Source organism: Gordonia sp. L191, assembly GCF_030077625.1.
GTDB lineage: Bacteria > Actinomycetota > Actinomycetes > Mycobacteriales > Mycobacteriaceae > Gordonia > Gordonia polyisoprenivorans_A.
Window position 1 is genome coordinate 5,010,913 of record NZ_CP125996.1, and the last position, 15,703, is coordinate 5,026,615.

The following is a 15,703-nucleotide window of genomic DNA, read 5'->3' on the forward strand; positions in this document are numbered from 1 at the left end:
GCACGCTCATGACCTCTTACGACTACATCATCGCCGGTGGCGGGACCGCCGGATGTGTGCTCGCCGCACGCCTTTCCGAGGATCCGGCGGTCACGGTCTGCCTGATCGAGGCCGGGCCCAGCGACGTCGACGATCCGAACATCCTGGTACTCAAGGAATGGATGCATCTACTCGACTCCGGGTACGACTGGGACTATCCGGTCGAACCGCAGGAGCGCGGGAACAGCTTCATGCGTCACGCCCGCGCCAAGGTGCTCGGCGGGTGCTCCTCACACAATTCGTGTATCGCGTTCTGGCCGTTGGCCCAGGGACTGCGCAACTGGGAGGCGGCCGGCGCGACCGGCTGGGGGCCCGACGGCGTGCTGCCCTACGTCTCCCGCGTCGAGAACAACGTCGCCGACGGCGACTATCAGGGCTATCCGCACGGCCATGACGGACCGGTCCGGTTGCGTGACGTTCCGGCGGTGGACCCGTGCGGCCAGGCCGTCCTCGACGCCGCCGCGAAGGTCGGTCTGCCCACCGTGCAGTTCAATCGCGACCAGTGGCATCTCAACGGTGCCGGATGGTTTCAGATCAACGCCAACGAGGCCGGCGAGCGCATGTCGACCTCGCACGCGTACCTGCATCCCATTCTCGGCACCCGCCCCAACCTCACCGTGCTCACCGACAGCTGGATCAGCGAGATCCTAATCGACGATTCGTTGCGCGCCACCGGAGTTCGATTCCAACGCCCCGACCTTACCGGCTATGACGAGGTGACCGCCAACCGCGAGGTGATCGTCACCGCCGGTGCCATCGATACGCCGAAACTCTTGATGCTCAGCGGGATCGGACCGGCCGAGCATCTGCGCGAGATGGGCGTGACCGTGCGCGTCGACTCCCCCGGAGTCGGCGAGAACCTCGACGACCACGTCGAGGGCCTCGTTTTCTGGGAGGCCGCCCGCCCGATGGTCACCGACTCCACCCAGTGGTGGGAGATCGGATTGTTCACCACCACCCAGGAGGGGCTGGACCATTCGGATCTGATGATGCACTACGGCAGTGTGCCCTTCGACATGAACACCCTGCGCTGGGGCTATCCGACCACCGAGAACGGATTCTGCCTGACCCCCAACGTCACCCAGGGACGGTCACGCGGAACCGTACGTCTGCGGTCACAGGATTTCCGGGACCGGCCCAAGGTCGACCCGCGCTACTTCACCGATCCCGACGGCCACGACGAACGCGTCATGCTCGCCGGCGTCAAGCTCGCCCGCCGCATCGCCGAGCAGTCACCGCTTCGGGAATGGGTGGCCCGCGAACTCGCCCCGGGCCCCGACGTCACCACCGACGACGAGATCATCGACTACTTCCACAAGACCCACAACACCGTCTACCACCCGGCCGCCACCGCGCGAATGGGTGCCGTCGACGACCCGATGGCGGTACTCGATCCGACCCTCAAGGTCAAGGGGGTCAGCGGTTTACGGGTTGTCGACGCGTCGGCGATGCCCAACCTGCCGATCGTCAACCCCAACATCACGGTGATGACGATGGCCGAGAAATGCGCCGACCTGATCCGGTCCGGTACCTGAGTGATGGCCGGGTCCGAGGACTCCGACACCGTCGAATTCCTGGGAGCCCATTCACCTTTCCAGGAGCTGGCCGACGACGAGCTGGCACGGATCGCCGCCGGCGCGAGTATCCGTCGATTCCGTTCCGGCGAGGTCATCGCCGAATACGGTGACGGCTCCGCGGATGCGGTGTTCATGGTCCGCTCCGGGCGGGTGGAGCTGACGGCTCCGGGAGCAGATCTCGACCGCCCGGAAGTGTTCGAATCACTCGGCCCAGGAGCGTTGTTCGGTTACATACCGCTCATCATCGGCGGCGAGGCTCGGTTCGTCGCACGTGCTGCCGAGCCGGCGTCGGCCATCGCATTGCCCGCCGACGAGGTACGCGTTGTGCTCGGCAGACGGTCGGGATTGACCTTCCTCGCCGAGTCGGCCTGGCAGTCCATCTCCGCCCGGCCCGCACCCACCGCGGGCTGGTCGTCGACGACGCGGGTGTCGTCGTTGATCCGCGACGCTCCGGTGTTCGTCGCTCCCCACACCCCCGTGGCCGAGGCGGTGCGTGCGATGGGTGCGGCCGGACAATCATGTGTGCTCGTCGAGTTGCCCGACGGCACACTGGGAATCGTCACCGAAAGCGACGTCACCCACCGCGTCGTCGGTGCCGGACGATCACCGGATGTGCCGGTCGCCGAGGTGATGACCGCACCGGCGCGCTCCGTCGACGCCGGGCGCTACGCGATCACCACCTGGCTGGAGATGTTGGAGGCCGGCGTTCGTCACATGCCGGTGTGTTCTCCGCGCGGCCGCGCCATCGGGGTACTCGAGGAGACCGATCTGCTGGTCGCCGCGAGCCGTGGCGGCTCACTGCAACGACGAATCGCTCATTCCACCGATGTCGCCGCACTCGCATCGGCAACCCAGGCCATGCCACGCTTGGCCGATGACCTCGTCAGCGCGGGGCTCGACGCCGAATCCACCTGCGGTGTGCTGTCGTTGATCATCGACACCACAGCCCGCCGTGCCGTCGAACTCGCCCTCGAAGACCACCCCGAGCTGTCGGGCTTCGCCTGGATCACCCTGGGTAGCGTGGCGCGCCGGGAGGCCATGCCGTCCTCCGACGTGGACTCCGCCCTCAGCTGGATCGACGACGGCGACCGTTCGGCAGACGAATTCCGCGCGTTGGCCCGTCGCACCCACACGATCCTCGACGACTGCGGTCTACCCGCCGACACCAACGGTGCCGTCGCCTTCTCCCCGAGCTTCTCGCGATCCTGCGACGACTGGCTGCTCGCGGCACGCCGATGGTTGACAGCACCACTCGCCAACCACGGTCTCATCATGTCGTCACTGCTGATCGACGGCCGCGTCATCCTCGGCCCCGAGAGTCTGCACACAGCCCCCTCGGCATTCTCGTCGATGCCCGCCGACCATCCCGAAGCCCTACGCCTGCAACTACTCAACGCGCTGTCGCTGCGGCCCCGCGTACGGAGCCTGCGTGACGTCCTGTCCCGCCGCGGCGGCACCGTCGACCTGAAGGCGCACGTCATCGCACCCATCGTGAATCTCGCACGCTGGGCCGGCCTGACTGCGGGCATCACCTCGGCTCCCACCCCTGCGCGCCTCCACAGCGCCGTCGACGTGGGCACCCTCACCTCCGCGGAAGCCTCACTGCTGCATGAGGTTTTCGCCATGACCCAACGCCTGCGGCTTCGCCACCAGATCACCCAACTCCGCGCCGGCCACACCCCCGGAGACGTCATCGTCCTCAGCGACCTCTCCCCCTTGGAACGCAGCATGCTCAGCGAAGGCGTTCGCGAGATCAGCGACATCCAGCGCCGGGTCCGCACCCGGATCACGGTGCCCATCAACTGACTTGCTGCGCCTGCTCCAAACAGTCGAGTAGTTTCGCGTCGAGCGGCCTGCCCCGATAGTCGACAACCTTCCCCCGATGATCGGGAACCGTCCACTCCCGATGGTCGAGTTGCCTCGAGACCGCTTGTGCCGAAGCTGGATTCGAATAACTGCGGCCCGGATACCCGTCGGCGCACCAGGTCTCGAGCAGCAGAGCTGGAATCGAACCACTGTTGTCCACAATGACATCGGCACAACAGGTCTCGAGGCTCGTCACTAACGCTCCTCGGCACCTCGACCAGCGGACGGGGGCGACCATCGGATGGCAACCGCCCGAAGACAGACCCCCCGCTGGTCGAGGTGCGAGCCGCGTGCGGCGAGCCTCGAGACCGCCTGCGCCGGAGCTGGAATCGGCCCACACGCTCATCGCAGGAGCCCGCGCACCGCATCGATGGTGTCGGCAAGGTCGGCGGTCTTGTCGGGACGGTACCGCAGCACGCGGGCGAATCGGAGAGCCACTCCACCCGGGTACCGCGAACTGCGTTGTACACCATCGAGTTCGATCTCGACGACGATCTCGGGATGCAGATAGACCGTCCACGAATCGCGGTGGTCCTCGTGTTTCGGGAACTCCTCGGTCTGCCACTGGAGCAGTTTGTCGGTGAGCCCCTTGAAGGTCTTGCCAACCATCACCGGCGGACCGCCATCGGGATCACGCGCTCCCAGATGGATGTTCGAGAGGTATCCGGTCCTGCGCCCCGACCCCCACTCGGCGCCGAGGACGACGAGGTCGAGGGTGTGCACCGGCTTCACCTTCTGCCAGGCCTTACCTCGTCGACCGGCCGCGTACGGACCCGACAACGACTTCACCATGACCCCCTCGTGACCGGCGGCCAAAGCCGCCTCGAGGGTATGCCGGGCCTGCTCGGGCGTCGGATTGCGTACCGATGTGATCCGCAGATGCGGCGCAAACGAATCCAGCGCGTCGAGCCGCTCGACGAGGGGCCGGTCGATCAGATCCTCGCCGTCGAGATGGAGACAATCGAAGAAGAACGGTCGCAACAACCGCGGACCGCTGTCGACCCCTGGGGCTTCCTCCACCATCGACCCGAACCGACTCATCGTCTCCTGGAACGGGCGAGGTCGGCCGTCGTCGAACAGGGTCAGGGTCTCGCCGTCGAGGATCACCGACCGCAGCGGTAGTTCTCGCACTGCCGCAACGAGATCCGGCACCCGTGCCGTCACGTCGTTGAGGGTTCGGGTGAACACGGCCACCTCATCACCGTCGCGATGCACCTGGATGCGGGCGCCGTCGAGTTTGTGGTCGACGACGAGATCCGGTCCGAGACTGGCCAGGGCCGAGTCGAGATTCTCCGCGGGTGTCGCCAGCATCGGCGACACCGCCCGCCCCACCTGCAGGCCGATGCCCTCCAAGACGGCGCGGCCACCGTCGATCGCCGATGTCGCGGTCTCCGACAGGGACCCGGTGAGCATGTGCGCTCGACGGACCAGTGGCGCAGGTTGCTCGGACACGGCGATGATCGCCTCCACCATCACACCGGCGAGCGCGCCCTGCCGCAGTTCGCCGGTGAGCAACCGGAGCAAGAAATTCTGTTCGTCGGCGGTGGCGCGGCCGAAGAGGTTGCCCAGCAACCCCGCTCGGGCGGCCACCGACCCTGCTCCCGACGTCGTTGCCAACCGGGTGAAGGTGTCGTCGACCTCTGCCACCGTCAGTAGCGATTCCTCGTCAGGGATCGGCGCCGCATCGATTCCTCGCACGGTGCGCCAGCCGATTCCGAGGCGTCCCTGCGGGATTTCACCCGACAACCACGCCACCACAAGACCCACCTCGTCGGCGGCGGTGGCGAGAAGTTCGCGGAGCACCGCGGTTTTCGCGGTGCGTGAGCGGGTCGCCGCAACCGCGGCCGACGCCTGCACCACCGACGAGAAACGCATCATTGTCCCCGGGTTTCCGGTGGGAGGTCGAGCGCGGACGGATCGTAACCGGGCGGCCCGGAGTCCGGATGCGCCTGCAGGTAGGCGCGCAGCGCATCCTCGAGTGAGGCGAAGATGTGGTCGGGATTCAACTCGGCGAGTATCCCGTCGGTGCGCAGTGTCTGCTGCAACTCGGGATCGACACCGGCGAGCGCGAAATGCGCACCGCGGGAATGGATGTAGCCGATCAGGTCGGTGAGCACCGTCGACGCCGAATAGTCGACGTCGGTCATCGCCGACGCGTCGAGCACCAGCCACCGCACCGGGTCCGGGGCCTGCTTGACCAGGTGCATGACGTCGTCGGAGAACCGACCGGCATTGGCGTAGAACAGCTCCGCGTCGTACCGGAACACGATCAAGCCCGGCAACGACTGGCTGCCCGGCGTCGCCGACTCGTACCGCGGCCGGCCGCCACCACTGACGCCCAGCACGAAACGTTCTGGCCGGTATTGGCGTCGAACCAGTTCGAGCAGCGAGACCACCATGGACGCGACGATACCGACCTGCACACCGAACACGACGACGATGACCGCGGTGAGTACCGCGATACCGAACTCGACTCGCCGGACCCGCCAGATCCGCACGAACCCGTGGACGTCGATGAGACGCAGCGCGATCAGGAACACGATCGCCGCCAGCACCGCATGCGGCAGACGGGTCAGCACGCCGGTGGCGAACACCACCACCAGCAGCGCGATCACCGCCATCGTCAGATTTGCGACCTGGGTCCGCCCGCGTTGGTCGTCGAGGAGTTGGGTCTTGGTGGGGCTGCCGTTGACGACGAAGGTGCCGGAGAAGCCCGCCACCAGATTGGCCCCCGACAGACCCAGGACGTCGCGGTTGATGTCGGCGTTCTCCCCGTGCCGCTGCGCGAAGCTGCGAGCGGTCGCGGCACTCTGGGCGAGGATCACCAGCGCGCAACCGAATGCGACGGTGGTGGCCTTGGCGATCTCCCCCAATCCCATTCCTCCCGAGCCCATTCCGCCCGGCCACCCGAAGTCCGGGAGGCCACCGTGGACCGAGCCGATCACCGGAACCCGGTCGGACCACCCGAAGGCTGCGACGGCGACGATCGAACCGATGACCACGACGACGGCCGCCGGGAAACGGGGCATCAGACGCCCGCCCGCCAGCAGCGCGACCAGGGTCACCACGGCAAAGCCGACCGCTCCCCAGTTGATGTCGCCGAGGTGGCTGAGGATCGCCCACCACCGTGACCAGATCGATCCGTCGGTGCTCGACAGGCCCAGCATTCCCGGAACCTGGCCAGTCATGACGGTGATACCGGTGCCGGCGAGAAATCCGACGAGCACCGAGGTGGACAAGAAGTCACCGAGAAATCCGAGGCGCAGCAGTCGGGCCACCGCGAGCAGTCCACCGGTGACGATCGCGATCAGGCACGCCCACTGCAGCCATGCCTGCGAGTCCGGCACCAGCCCCGCAACGCCGAGCCCGGCGATACCCGATGCCAGCAGCGCCGCGGTCGCCGAGTCCGCGCCGACGACCATCAGCCGGGACGAGCCGATCAGCGCGAACACGATCGTCGGCAGGATGATCGTGTACAGCCCGGCGACGACCGGCACATGCGCGATGGCGCTGTATCCCATCGATTCGGGGATCGCCACGGCCGCGAGGGTGCATCCCGCGACCAGGTCGGCCCGCAGCCACGAGCGCTGATAGCCGGCCAATGCCGGCGGAACCAGCCGCGTCAGCGCTCCCCGCTTCATCCCGCCAGGCTAGTGGTTTGCGCACCGAAATCGGTGGCATGCGCCCGGCGCAACATTGCACGATCCGACAAGTCGGACGGCCTCGGAAAAGGCCGTCTCCGATGCGGTTGACATCGCCTGCCATAGACCGCACACTTGTTGCATCACGTGCGCGGTGTTGCGCATAGTGCAACTTCAGACGTTGATGCTGTAACCGGGATGGTTCGCGGAGCCCGCCCACCCGGCGCGCATACCCACATATCGATTCCCACGTGAAAATCACTGGCCAAGAGAGGCATTCATCTCCCATGACCGCACACATGGTCGCGGGCGCCGCCGAGGCGGGAGCCGAATCCGACCGACTCGACCCCAACACCAGGGCGCTCCTCGGCGAGCGCGTCGTCGGCGAGAGCCTGCCCGCCCCGTTCTACGTCGACCGCGAATGGTTCGACCGCGACCTCGACGAGATCTTCGCCAAGCGGTGGATCTTCGTCGCCACCGAAGCCGAGATCGCCGAGCCCGGTGACTACCTCACGGTGAATCTCGGCCGAAGTTCGGTCATCATCGCCCGCGACGACGAGCAGGTCGTCCGTGCCCACCACAACGTCTGCCGGCACCGCGGCGCCCGGCTGCTCACCGACGACCACGGCAGCACCGGCACCATCGTCTGCGCCTACCACTCCTGGACATACGGCATGGACGGTCGGCTGATGTTCGCCGACGCCCAGGCGCCCGGCTTCGACAAGAAATGCTTCTCACTCCGGCCGGTCGCGCTCCGCACGATTGCCGGGCTGATCTTCATCTGCCTCGCCGACGAGCCGCCCGCCGACATCGACGAGGTCGCCGCAATCGTCACGCCCTACCTCGAACCCCACGGCCTCGCGAACGCCAAGGTCGCCAAACAGACCGATCTCATCGAGAACGGCAACTGGAAACTCACCATGGAGAACAACCGCGAGTGCTATCACTGCGGCGGCCACCCAGAACTGCTCAACGTGTTCTTCCCGATCTGGGGCTTCGCCGACTCCGACGCCATCCCCGAACGGCTCCGTCCCGCCACCGCCCGATATCGTCAGGCCACCGACGAGATGACCGACCTGTGGCGACAACGCGGACTTCCCTATGACCGGATCGTTCAACTCGACACGCGCACAACCGGATTCCATATCGAGCGTGAGCCGATGGATCTTGCCGGCGAATCGTTCACCCTCGACGGTACCGTCGCCTGCACCCGCCCACTCGCCGACGCCCTTCCCGATCGCCGACTCGGCCGCCTCTCGATGCACCTGCAACCCAACATGTGGCTGCACATCACCGGCGACCACGCCGTACTGTTCTCGGCCATCCCGCTCGCCCCCGACCAAACCCTCGTGCGTACCACGTGGCTGGTCCACGCCGACGCCGTCGAAGGCATCGACTACGACCTCGACCGGCTGACCGGCGTCTGGGAGATCACCAACCAGCAGGACGCCGACCTCGTCGCGCTCGCCCATCAGGGCATCGCCGACCCCGCTTACCTTCCCGGCCCGTACGGCCCGTCGGAGGTCCAGGTCGAGGCCTTCATCAACTGGTACATCATCACATTGCGCACCACACTGGGCATCACACATCAAGTGGCGCAACCGGTGTCCGAGATTCCGGAGAGCGCCTGATGAGCGACGAACACCTGCTGGTCTGCGTCGAACGCACCCCGGCCACCCACGACATGACGACGTTCACCTTCCGCACCGTCGAACCCCACACCTTCGTGTTCAACCCCGGGCAGTTCCTCACCATCGGGGTCACCATCGACGGCCGCACCGTGCAACGCTGCTACAGCATCTCCTCACCACCCACCCGCCCCGACACCCTGTCCATCTCGGTCAAACGCAAGACCGGCGGCCACGTGTCGAACTGGTTGCACGACAACATGACACCGGGCATGACGATGACCGCCAGCGGCCCCCTCGGCCGATTCAGCTACATGGGCAAAGGCGCCGAACGCTACCTGTTCATCTCCGCGGGTAGCGGGATCACCCCCATCATGTCGATGATTCGCGCCGCCACCGACGGCACCACGTCCGGGCCGTACCGCTCCGGCGAGCAGACCGACATCGTGTTCATCCACAGCGCCCGCACCCTCGAAGACATCCCGTTCCGCGCCGAACTCGAACAACTCTCCGTCGCCCATCCCGGACTCGATGTGGCCTTCGCGCTCACCCGCGCACATCTCGACGACCCGACGGCACCGACGCCCCGGCGCCTCGACGCCGACACCCTCCTGCGCATGTGCCCCGATCTCGCCGACCGAGAGGTCTTCCTCTGCGGCCCCGGCCAATTCCGCAGCGGCGTCCGATCCGCACTGGTCGCCTCCGGCGCGACTCTCGCCCACATCCACGAAGAGAGCTTCGGCTTCGTCCTGCCCACGCCCACCGACGACGACGGCCCCGGCATCACCGTCGACTTCACCCGCCGCGCCCGCCGCGTCAACGTCACCGCGGGCAGCAGCATCCTCGCCGCCGCCGCGGCCGCGGGCGTCACCCTGCCCTCGACCTGCGGCGTCGGCCTGTGCGGCTCCTGCAAGGTCACCAAGGTCTCCGGCGACGTCGTCATGAACCATCAGGGCGGCATCCGCAACCGCGAGATCGAGCAGGGCAAAATCCTGCTCTGCTGCTCCGAACCCATCTCCCCTGTCGTCATCGATTTCTGAGGCCACCATGACATCCGACCCTGCTCCCGGCGCCCCACCCACACGGCCCGCTCGCTCCGCTCCCGGCGCCGGGCTCCCCGAGCACCCCGACTTCCTCTGGCACAACCCCGACCCCCAACCCACCTACGACGTCGTCATCGTCGGCGGCGGCGGGCACGGGCTCGCCACCGCCCACTATCTCGCCCGCAATCACGGCATCACCAATGTGGCTGTCCTCGAACGTGGTTGGCTCGCCGGCGGCAACATGGCCCGCAACACCACGCTCATCCGGTCCAACTACCTGTGGGACGAGAGCGCAGGCATCTACGAGCACGCATTGAAACTGTGGGAGGGTCTCGAGGAAGAGCTCGGATATCCGATCCTGTTCAGTCAGCGGGGCGTTCTCAATCTCGCACACACCGAGCAGGACGTCCGCGACTCCGTTCGCCGGGTCGAGGCCAACCGGCTCAACGGAATCGACGCCGAGTGGCTCGACCCCAAGCAGGTCGCCGAGATCTGCCCGATCGTCAACACCTCCGCCGACATTCGTTACCCGGTCATGGGGGCGACCTTCCAGCCGCGCGGCGGGATCGCCAAACATGACTGGGTCGCTTGGGGATTCGCGCGCAGCGCCAGCACCGCGGGCATCGACATCATCCAGAACTGCGAGGTCACCGGGTTCGAGACCACCGACGGCAAGGTGACCGCGGTCAACACCTCGAGCGGGCGCATCGGTGCGGGCACCGTCGCCCTGTGTGCGGCCGGGCACACCTCCACTCTCACGGATCAGTTGGGCTTCGGCTTGCCGCTGCAATCCCATCCGCTGCAGGCACTCGTCTCCGAGCTCCTCGAACCCGTCCACCCGACCGTCGTCATGTCGAACGCGGTGCACGTCTATGTCTCCCAGGCGCACAAGGGAGAACTCGTGATGGGTGCGGGCGTCGACTCCTACAACGGCTACGGCCAGCGCGGCGCGTTCCACATCATCGAACGGCAGATGGCGGCCGCCGTCGAGCTGTTCCCGATCTTCGCCCGCGCCCGGCTGTTGCGGACCTGGGGCGGCATCGTCGACGTCACCCCCGACGCCTCCCCGATCCTCGGCGCCACCCCTTACGACAACCTCTTCGTCAATTGCGGTTGGGGCACTGGTGGATTCAAGGCCACCCCCGCTGTCGGCTGGTGCCTGGCCCACACCATCGCGACCGGCGCGCCGCACCCGATCAACGCCCCGTTCACCATCGACCGGTTCACCACCGGTCGACTCATCGACGAGCACGGCGCGGCCGCCGTGGCGCACTAGTCCACCGGCCACCAGCGCAGACCATCGGCTCCACACAAGCCCGGAGAACCCCATGCAACTGATTCCCTGCCCGCACTGCGGGCCGCGCGAGGAGACCGAGTTCCATTACGGCGCCGCCGCGGGCGTCGAGTATCCCGCGCAGCCGCAGACCCTCGACGACGACGAGTGGGCCGACTATCTGTTCTTCCGTCCGAACCCGAAAGGTGTTCTCGCCGAACGCTGGTGCCACAGCGCCGGCTGCCGACGGTGGTTCACCATCACCCGCGACACCGTGACCTACCGGTTCACCGGCACGCCGGTCGCCGCCCCGGTGTCGACCTCAGCTCCCGGGCCACGCCGATGACCCACTCACTCACCGATCTCCGCACCCCCGCCGGTGGCCGCATCGACCGCACCCGGCCCATCGACTTCGTCTTCGACGGCGTCACCTACACCGGCTACGCCGGCGACACCCTGGCCTCGGCACTGCTGGCCAACGGCGTCCGTACTATCACCAGCAGCGTCAATCTTGGTCGGGTCCGCGGGATCACCGGCTCCTGGTCGGAGGATGCCACCGCCCAGGTCGGTATCGACGCCCCCTACAGCGAACCGATGGTGCCGGCCACCATGATCGAACTCTGTCCCGGACTCACCGCGCACGGCGTCCCCGGATGGGGCAAGCTGTCCGCCGACATCGATACCGCCCGTTACGATTCGATGCACCACCATCCCGAGGTGCTCGTCGTCGGCGCCGGTGCCGCCGGACTGATGGCGGCGGTGATGGCCGCCCGCGCCGGCGTGCGGGTCATGCTCGTCGACGAACGCCCCGAACCCGGCGGCGCCACGCCCGACGCCCCGTGGATCGCCGACGCGGTCGCCGAGTTCGACGCGCACCCACACACCACCCGCCTCGTCCGCACCACCGCATTCGGCGGCTACGACGACGGATTCGTGCTGGCGGTGGAGCGTCGCACGGATCATCTCGGCGAAGCTTGTCCACTCGGGGCACCGACCCGGATCTCGCGGCAACGCGTGCACCGCATCCGAGCGAAACGGATCGTCATCGCGACCGGCGCACACGAGCGCCCGATCGTGTTCGGCAGCAACGACCTTCCCGGCGTGATGCTCGCCGGTGCCGCCGCCAACTACCTCCACCGATACGGCGTACTCGTCGGTCGCGAAGCCGTGATGTTCACCGCCGGCGACTCCGCGTACGCCGATTCCTTCGCCCTCGCCGAATCGGGTGTGCACATCGTGGCCCTCGTCGATGTCAGGGCGCACGTCTCGTCGGATCTTCTCGAGCGCGCCACCCATCTCGGGATCGACGTTCGCACCTCCGGCGCGGTGGTGCGAGCCATCGGCGACGAGTGCGTCGAGGCCGTGGAGTTGCTCGACGGCACCATCATTCGCTGCGACACCGTGCTGGTCTCGGGTGGTTGGAACCCGGCCGCGCACCTGTGGAGCCAGATGCGGGGCACCATCGCCTTCGACGCCGACGCCGCAGCCTTCCTGCCGACCGGCACCCTGCCGACCACCGACATCGCCGGCGCCGCAGCGGGATTGCTGACCACCGGCTCCTGCCTGACCGACGGCAGGCGCGCCGGCCTCGCCGCGTTGCGTGCCCTCGGCGCGGTCCTACCCGAGTACCGCGGTGTACCCCGCACCGCCGACCGCACCCCGGCCGCGACCGCCGTGTACTGGCATGTGCCGCAGTCGGAGCCGACGTTGTCCTTCGTGGACCTGCAGCGCGACGCCACCGTCGCCGACATCGGGCGCGCGGTCGGCGCAGGTATGCGCTCGGTGGAACATGTCAAGCGCTACACCACCATCGGCACCGCCCACGATCAGGGCAAGACCTCGGGGATCGTCGCCTCCGGCATCGTCGCCGAACTCCTCGGGGTCGACGTCTCCGACGCCGGCACCACCACCTTCCGTCCGCCCTACACGCCGGTGTCGTTCGCCGCGCTGGCCGGACGCAACCGCGGCGACCTCTACGATCCGATCCGCCGGACCCCGTTGCACGAGTGGCACATCGAGCGTGGTGCGATCTTCGAGGACGTCGGGCAGTGGAAGCGTCCGCGGTTCTACCCGCGCGGCGGCGAGGACATGGAATCGGCGGTGCTGCGCGAATGTGGTTCCGTCCGTTCGGGAGTCGGGATCCTCGACGGATCCACGCTCGGGGTCATCGACGTGGCCGGCCCGGACGCGCCGGTCTTCCTCGATCTGCTCTACACCAACCTGATGAGCACCCTGAAGGTCGGCAAGGTGCGCTATGGCGTCATGTGCGGGCCGGACGGGATGGTCATCGACGACGGCACGGTGATGCGGATCGCCGAGGACCGCTACACCGTCTACACCACCACCGGCAACGCCGCGACGATCCTGGACTGGATGGAGGAGTGGCATCAGACCGAGTGGCCGCATCTACAGGTGTTCACGACGTCGCTGACCGACCATGTCGCCACGTTCCCGGTGGTCGGGCCGCACTCGCGTGCGGTCGTCGGCGCGGTATTCCCCGACCTCGACGTCACCAATGAGGCGTTCGGCTTCATGGACTGGCGCGACACCTCCTTCGGCGGGATCCCGGTGCGACTGGGCCGGGTGAGTTTCTCCGGCGAGCTCGCCTACGAGGTCAACGTGGCCGCCGAGTACGCCGAAACCCTGTGGCGTGCACTGATCGACGCGGGCGCACCGTACGGCATCACCCCCTACGGCACCGAGGCGATGCACGTGCTGCGCGCCGAGAAGGGGTACCCGATCATCGGGCAGGACACCGACGGCACCGTCACCCCGCACGATCTCGGCATGAGCTGGGTGGTGTCGAAGAAGAAGGCCGACTTCCTCGGCAAACGCTCCTTCGACCGGCCGTCGAATCAGGACCCGAACCGCAAGCACTTGGTGGGTTTGCTGCCCACCGACAGGGCCACGAAGCTTCCGGAGGGATCGCAGATCATCGCCCACCGCGCCGACCGCTCGCTGCCGGCTCCGCCGGTCGAGATGCTCGGGCATGTCACCTCGAGTTACCGCAGCGCCGAACTCGGACGGCCGTTCGCCCTCGCCCTGGTCAAGGGTGGGCGCGAGCGGATCGGCGCCCTCCTCGACGTGCCGATCGGTGATCGACTGATCGAAGTCGAGGTCACCACAACGGTCTTCGTCGATCCGGAAGGAGCTCGTCGTGACGGCTGAGCACACCTGTACCTCCCGCTCGCCCCTGCACGGCTGGGCGAGCGCCTTCGCCGCCCTCGCCCCTGCGGTGCGGCTATGCGAGTCGCCCGTTGCCCAAGTGGTGGTGCGGACCACCGACGAGGACGCGATCGCGCGGTTGGATCTGCCGTCTGCCTGCCACGTCCGTCGAGACGGCGCGGATGACGGCGAGGTGGCGATCTGGCTGGGTCCCGACGAATGGCTGCTGTGCCGGCCCGGAATCCCCGGGCACGAATATCTCGCCGAGGTCACCGGGCGACTCGCCGACACCCGACCCGGCACCTATCTGATGGATGCCACCGGCCAGCGCACCCGCGTACTCCTGGCGGGCGAACACGCGCACACCGTCCTCGCACACGGCTGCGCGATCGACCTCGCACCGGCCTCGTTCGGTGCGAACGAGGCCGCACAGACACTGCTCGCGCAGACCGGGGTGATCCTGCACCGCACCGGCGACGACCCGGAGTCGGGTTTCGCCCTGCTGGTTCGTTCGTCCTTCGCCGACCATCTCGCCCACTGGCTGCTCGACGCGGCAGCGGAGTACTGCCAGACCCCCGCGGTAGCTGAAGACCGCACCCGCACAGAAGGACCCGGCCATGTCTGACACGTTCATCCTCACCCTGCGCTGTCCGTCGCGCAGCGGCATCATGCATGCGGTCTCGTCGTTTCTCTACAGTCACGGATGCGAGGTCGCCGATCACCGGCAGTTCGACGACCCGCTCACCCACACGTTGTTCGTACGCACCGAGTTCGTGTGCGCGCGCGAGGCCGGCGCCGAAGACATGACGCGCGCCTTCGAGTACCTCGCAGCCGGCATCGACGCCGAGTTCACGATCACCGATCAAGCGCCGCAACGCATCCTGGTGATGGTCTCGACGCTCGGCCACTGCCTCAACGACCTCGTGTTCCGTTGGCGCTCGGGCACCCTCGGCGGCGACCTGGTCGCGGTGGTGTCCAACCACACGGCTCTCGAACCGATGGCGGTCTCGGCCGGCTTGCCGTTCCATCACGTGCCCGTCACCCCGGATACCAAGACGCAGGCCGAATCCCGACTGCTCGGACTCGTCGACGAGTACGACGCCGACCTCGTCGTACTGGCCCGGTACATGCAGATCCTCTCCGACGAGACGTGTACCGCGCTGCGTGGCAGGGCGATCAACATCCATCACTCGTTCCTGCCGGGCTTCAAGGGCGCCAAGCCCTACCACCAGGCACACCAGCGAGGTGTCAAGTATGTCGGCGCCACCGCGCACTACGTGACCCCCGACCTCGACGAGGGACCGATCATCGAGCAGGAGGTGATCCGCATCGACCACACCCACGACCCGCGCCGCCTGGCCACCGTCGGCAGCGACGCCGAGGCACTCGCGCTCTCGCGAGCCGTGCGATGGCACAGCGAGAATCGCGTCCTGATGAACGGCACCAGCACCGTCGTCTTCAGCTGACCCCG

General features: G+C 67.4%; 11 protein-coding genes. 9 read left to right on the forward strand and 2 right to left on the reverse strand.

Annotated features, from left to right (window positions below):
• Window positions 1-8: 8 nt before the first annotated feature.
• Together QNM97_RS22590 and QNM97_RS22595 are read left to right on the forward strand one after the other, a co-directional pair.
• Window positions 9-1,574 carry a GMC family oxidoreductase gene (locus QNM97_RS22590; protein ID WP_283820417.1) on the forward strand — a complete coding sequence of 522 codons (1,566 nt, stop codon included), beginning with the start codon at window positions 9-11 and terminating at the stop codon, window positions 1,572-1,574.
• A 3-nt stretch (window positions 1,575-1,577) separates the two neighbouring features.
• On the forward strand, window positions 1,578-3,422 hold the full coding sequence (locus tag QNM97_RS22595) for a putative nucleotidyltransferase substrate binding domain-containing protein (RefSeq protein ID WP_283823293.1): 1,845 nt from the start codon (window positions 1,578-1,580) through the stop codon (window positions 3,420-3,422).
• Window positions 3,423-3,824: 402 nt separating this feature from the next.
• Here the strand turns inward: QNM97_RS22595 and QNM97_RS22600 are convergent, their stop codons facing one another.
• Together QNM97_RS22600 and QNM97_RS22605 are read right to left on the reverse strand one after the other, a co-directional pair.
• Window positions 3,825-5,357, reverse strand: a complete 1,533-nt coding sequence (locus tag QNM97_RS22600) for an ATP-dependent DNA ligase (RefSeq protein WP_283820418.1) — start codon at window positions 5,355-5,357, stop codon at window positions 3,825-3,827.
• On the reverse strand, window positions 5,357-7,123 hold the full coding sequence (locus QNM97_RS22605; RefSeq protein ID WP_283820419.1) for a SulP family inorganic anion transporter: 1,767 nt from the start codon (window positions 7,121-7,123) through the stop codon (window positions 5,357-5,359). The genes QNM97_RS22600 and QNM97_RS22605 overlap by 1 nt, the downstream gene beginning before the upstream one ends.
• Window positions 7,124-7,410: 287 nt before the next feature.
• On the opposite strand from QNM97_RS22605, the gene QNM97_RS22610 reads away from it, so the two are divergent.
• The 7 genes from QNM97_RS22610 to purU are packed head-to-tail and all read left to right on the forward strand — an operon-like array spanning window position 7,411 to window position 15,698.
• The gene (locus QNM97_RS22610) at window positions 7,411-8,754 is read left to right on the forward strand and encodes an aromatic ring-hydroxylating oxygenase subunit alpha (RefSeq protein ID WP_283820420.1); all 1,344 of its coding nucleotides are present in this window, start codon (window positions 7,411-7,413) and stop codon (window positions 8,752-8,754) included.
• The gene (locus QNM97_RS22615) at window positions 8,754-9,791 is read left to right on the forward strand and encodes an FAD-binding oxidoreductase (protein ID WP_283820421.1); all 1,038 of its coding nucleotides are present in this window, start codon (window positions 8,754-8,756) and stop codon (window positions 9,789-9,791) included. Before QNM97_RS22610 ends, QNM97_RS22615 begins: the two co-directional genes overlap by 1 nt.
• Before the next feature lie 7 nt (window positions 9,792-9,798).
• Window positions 9,799-11,070: a sarcosine oxidase subunit beta family protein gene (locus tag QNM97_RS22620; protein WP_283820422.1), complete on the forward strand. Its 1,272-nt coding sequence runs from the start codon at window positions 9,799-9,801 to the stop codon at window positions 11,068-11,070.
• A gap of 52 nt (window positions 11,071-11,122) precedes the next feature.
• The gene (locus QNM97_RS22625; protein ID WP_123930562.1) at window positions 11,123-11,413 is read left to right on the forward strand and encodes a sarcosine oxidase subunit delta; all 291 of its coding nucleotides are present in this window, start codon (window positions 11,123-11,125) and stop codon (window positions 11,411-11,413) included.
• On the forward strand, window positions 11,410-14,235 hold the full coding sequence (locus QNM97_RS22630; RefSeq protein ID WP_283820423.1) for an FAD-dependent oxidoreductase: 2,826 nt from the start codon (window positions 11,410-11,412) through the stop codon (window positions 14,233-14,235). The genes QNM97_RS22625 and QNM97_RS22630 overlap by 4 nt, the downstream gene beginning before the upstream one ends.
• Window positions 14,225-14,857, forward strand: coding sequence for a sarcosine oxidase subunit gamma (locus QNM97_RS22635; RefSeq protein ID WP_283820424.1), 633 nt, complete (start codon window positions 14,225-14,227; stop codon window positions 14,855-14,857). Before QNM97_RS22630 ends, QNM97_RS22635 begins: the two co-directional genes overlap by 11 nt.
• A complete protein-coding gene (gene purU, locus QNM97_RS22640) occupies window positions 14,850-15,698 on the forward strand; it encodes a formyltetrahydrofolate deformylase (RefSeq protein ID WP_283820425.1) in 849 nt (282 codons plus the stop codon). Before QNM97_RS22635 ends, purU begins: the two co-directional genes overlap by 8 nt.
• Window positions 15,699-15,703: the final 5 nt, after the last annotated feature.

What these genes read in the sequence shown, in the direction of transcription:
- QNM97_RS22590 (WP_283820417.1), top strand. Translation starts at nt 9, where the DNA reads ATGACCTCTTACGACTACATCATCGCCGGTGGCGGGACCGCCGGATGT.
- QNM97_RS22595 (WP_283823293.1), top strand. Translation starts at nt 1,578, where the DNA reads ATGGCCGGGTCCGAGGACTCCGACACCGTCGAATTCCTGGGAGCCCAT.
- QNM97_RS22600 (WP_283820418.1), bottom strand. Translation starts at nt 5,357, where the DNA reads ATGCGTTTCTCGTCGGTGGTGCAGGCGTCGGCCGCGGTTGCGGCGACC.
- QNM97_RS22605 (WP_283820419.1), bottom strand. Translation starts at nt 7,123, where the DNA reads ATGAAGCGGGGAGCGCTGACGCGGCTGGTTCCGCCGGCATTGGCCGGC.
- QNM97_RS22610 (WP_283820420.1), top strand. Translation starts at nt 7,411, where the DNA reads ATGACCGCACACATGGTCGCGGGCGCCGCCGAGGCGGGAGCCGAATCC.
- QNM97_RS22615 (WP_283820421.1), top strand. Translation starts at nt 8,754, where the DNA reads ATGAGCGACGAACACCTGCTGGTCTGCGTCGAACGCACCCCGGCCACC.
- QNM97_RS22620 (WP_283820422.1), top strand. Translation starts at nt 9,799, where the DNA reads ATGACATCCGACCCTGCTCCCGGCGCCCCACCCACACGGCCCGCTCGC.
- QNM97_RS22625 (WP_123930562.1), top strand. Translation starts at nt 11,123, where the DNA reads ATGCAACTGATTCCCTGCCCGCACTGCGGGCCGCGCGAGGAGACCGAG.
- QNM97_RS22630 (WP_283820423.1), top strand. Translation starts at nt 11,410, where the DNA reads ATGACCCACTCACTCACCGATCTCCGCACCCCCGCCGGTGGCCGCATC.
- purU (WP_283820425.1), top strand. Translation starts at nt 14,850, where the DNA reads ATGTCTGACACGTTCATCCTCACCCTGCGCTGTCCGTCGCGCAGCGGC.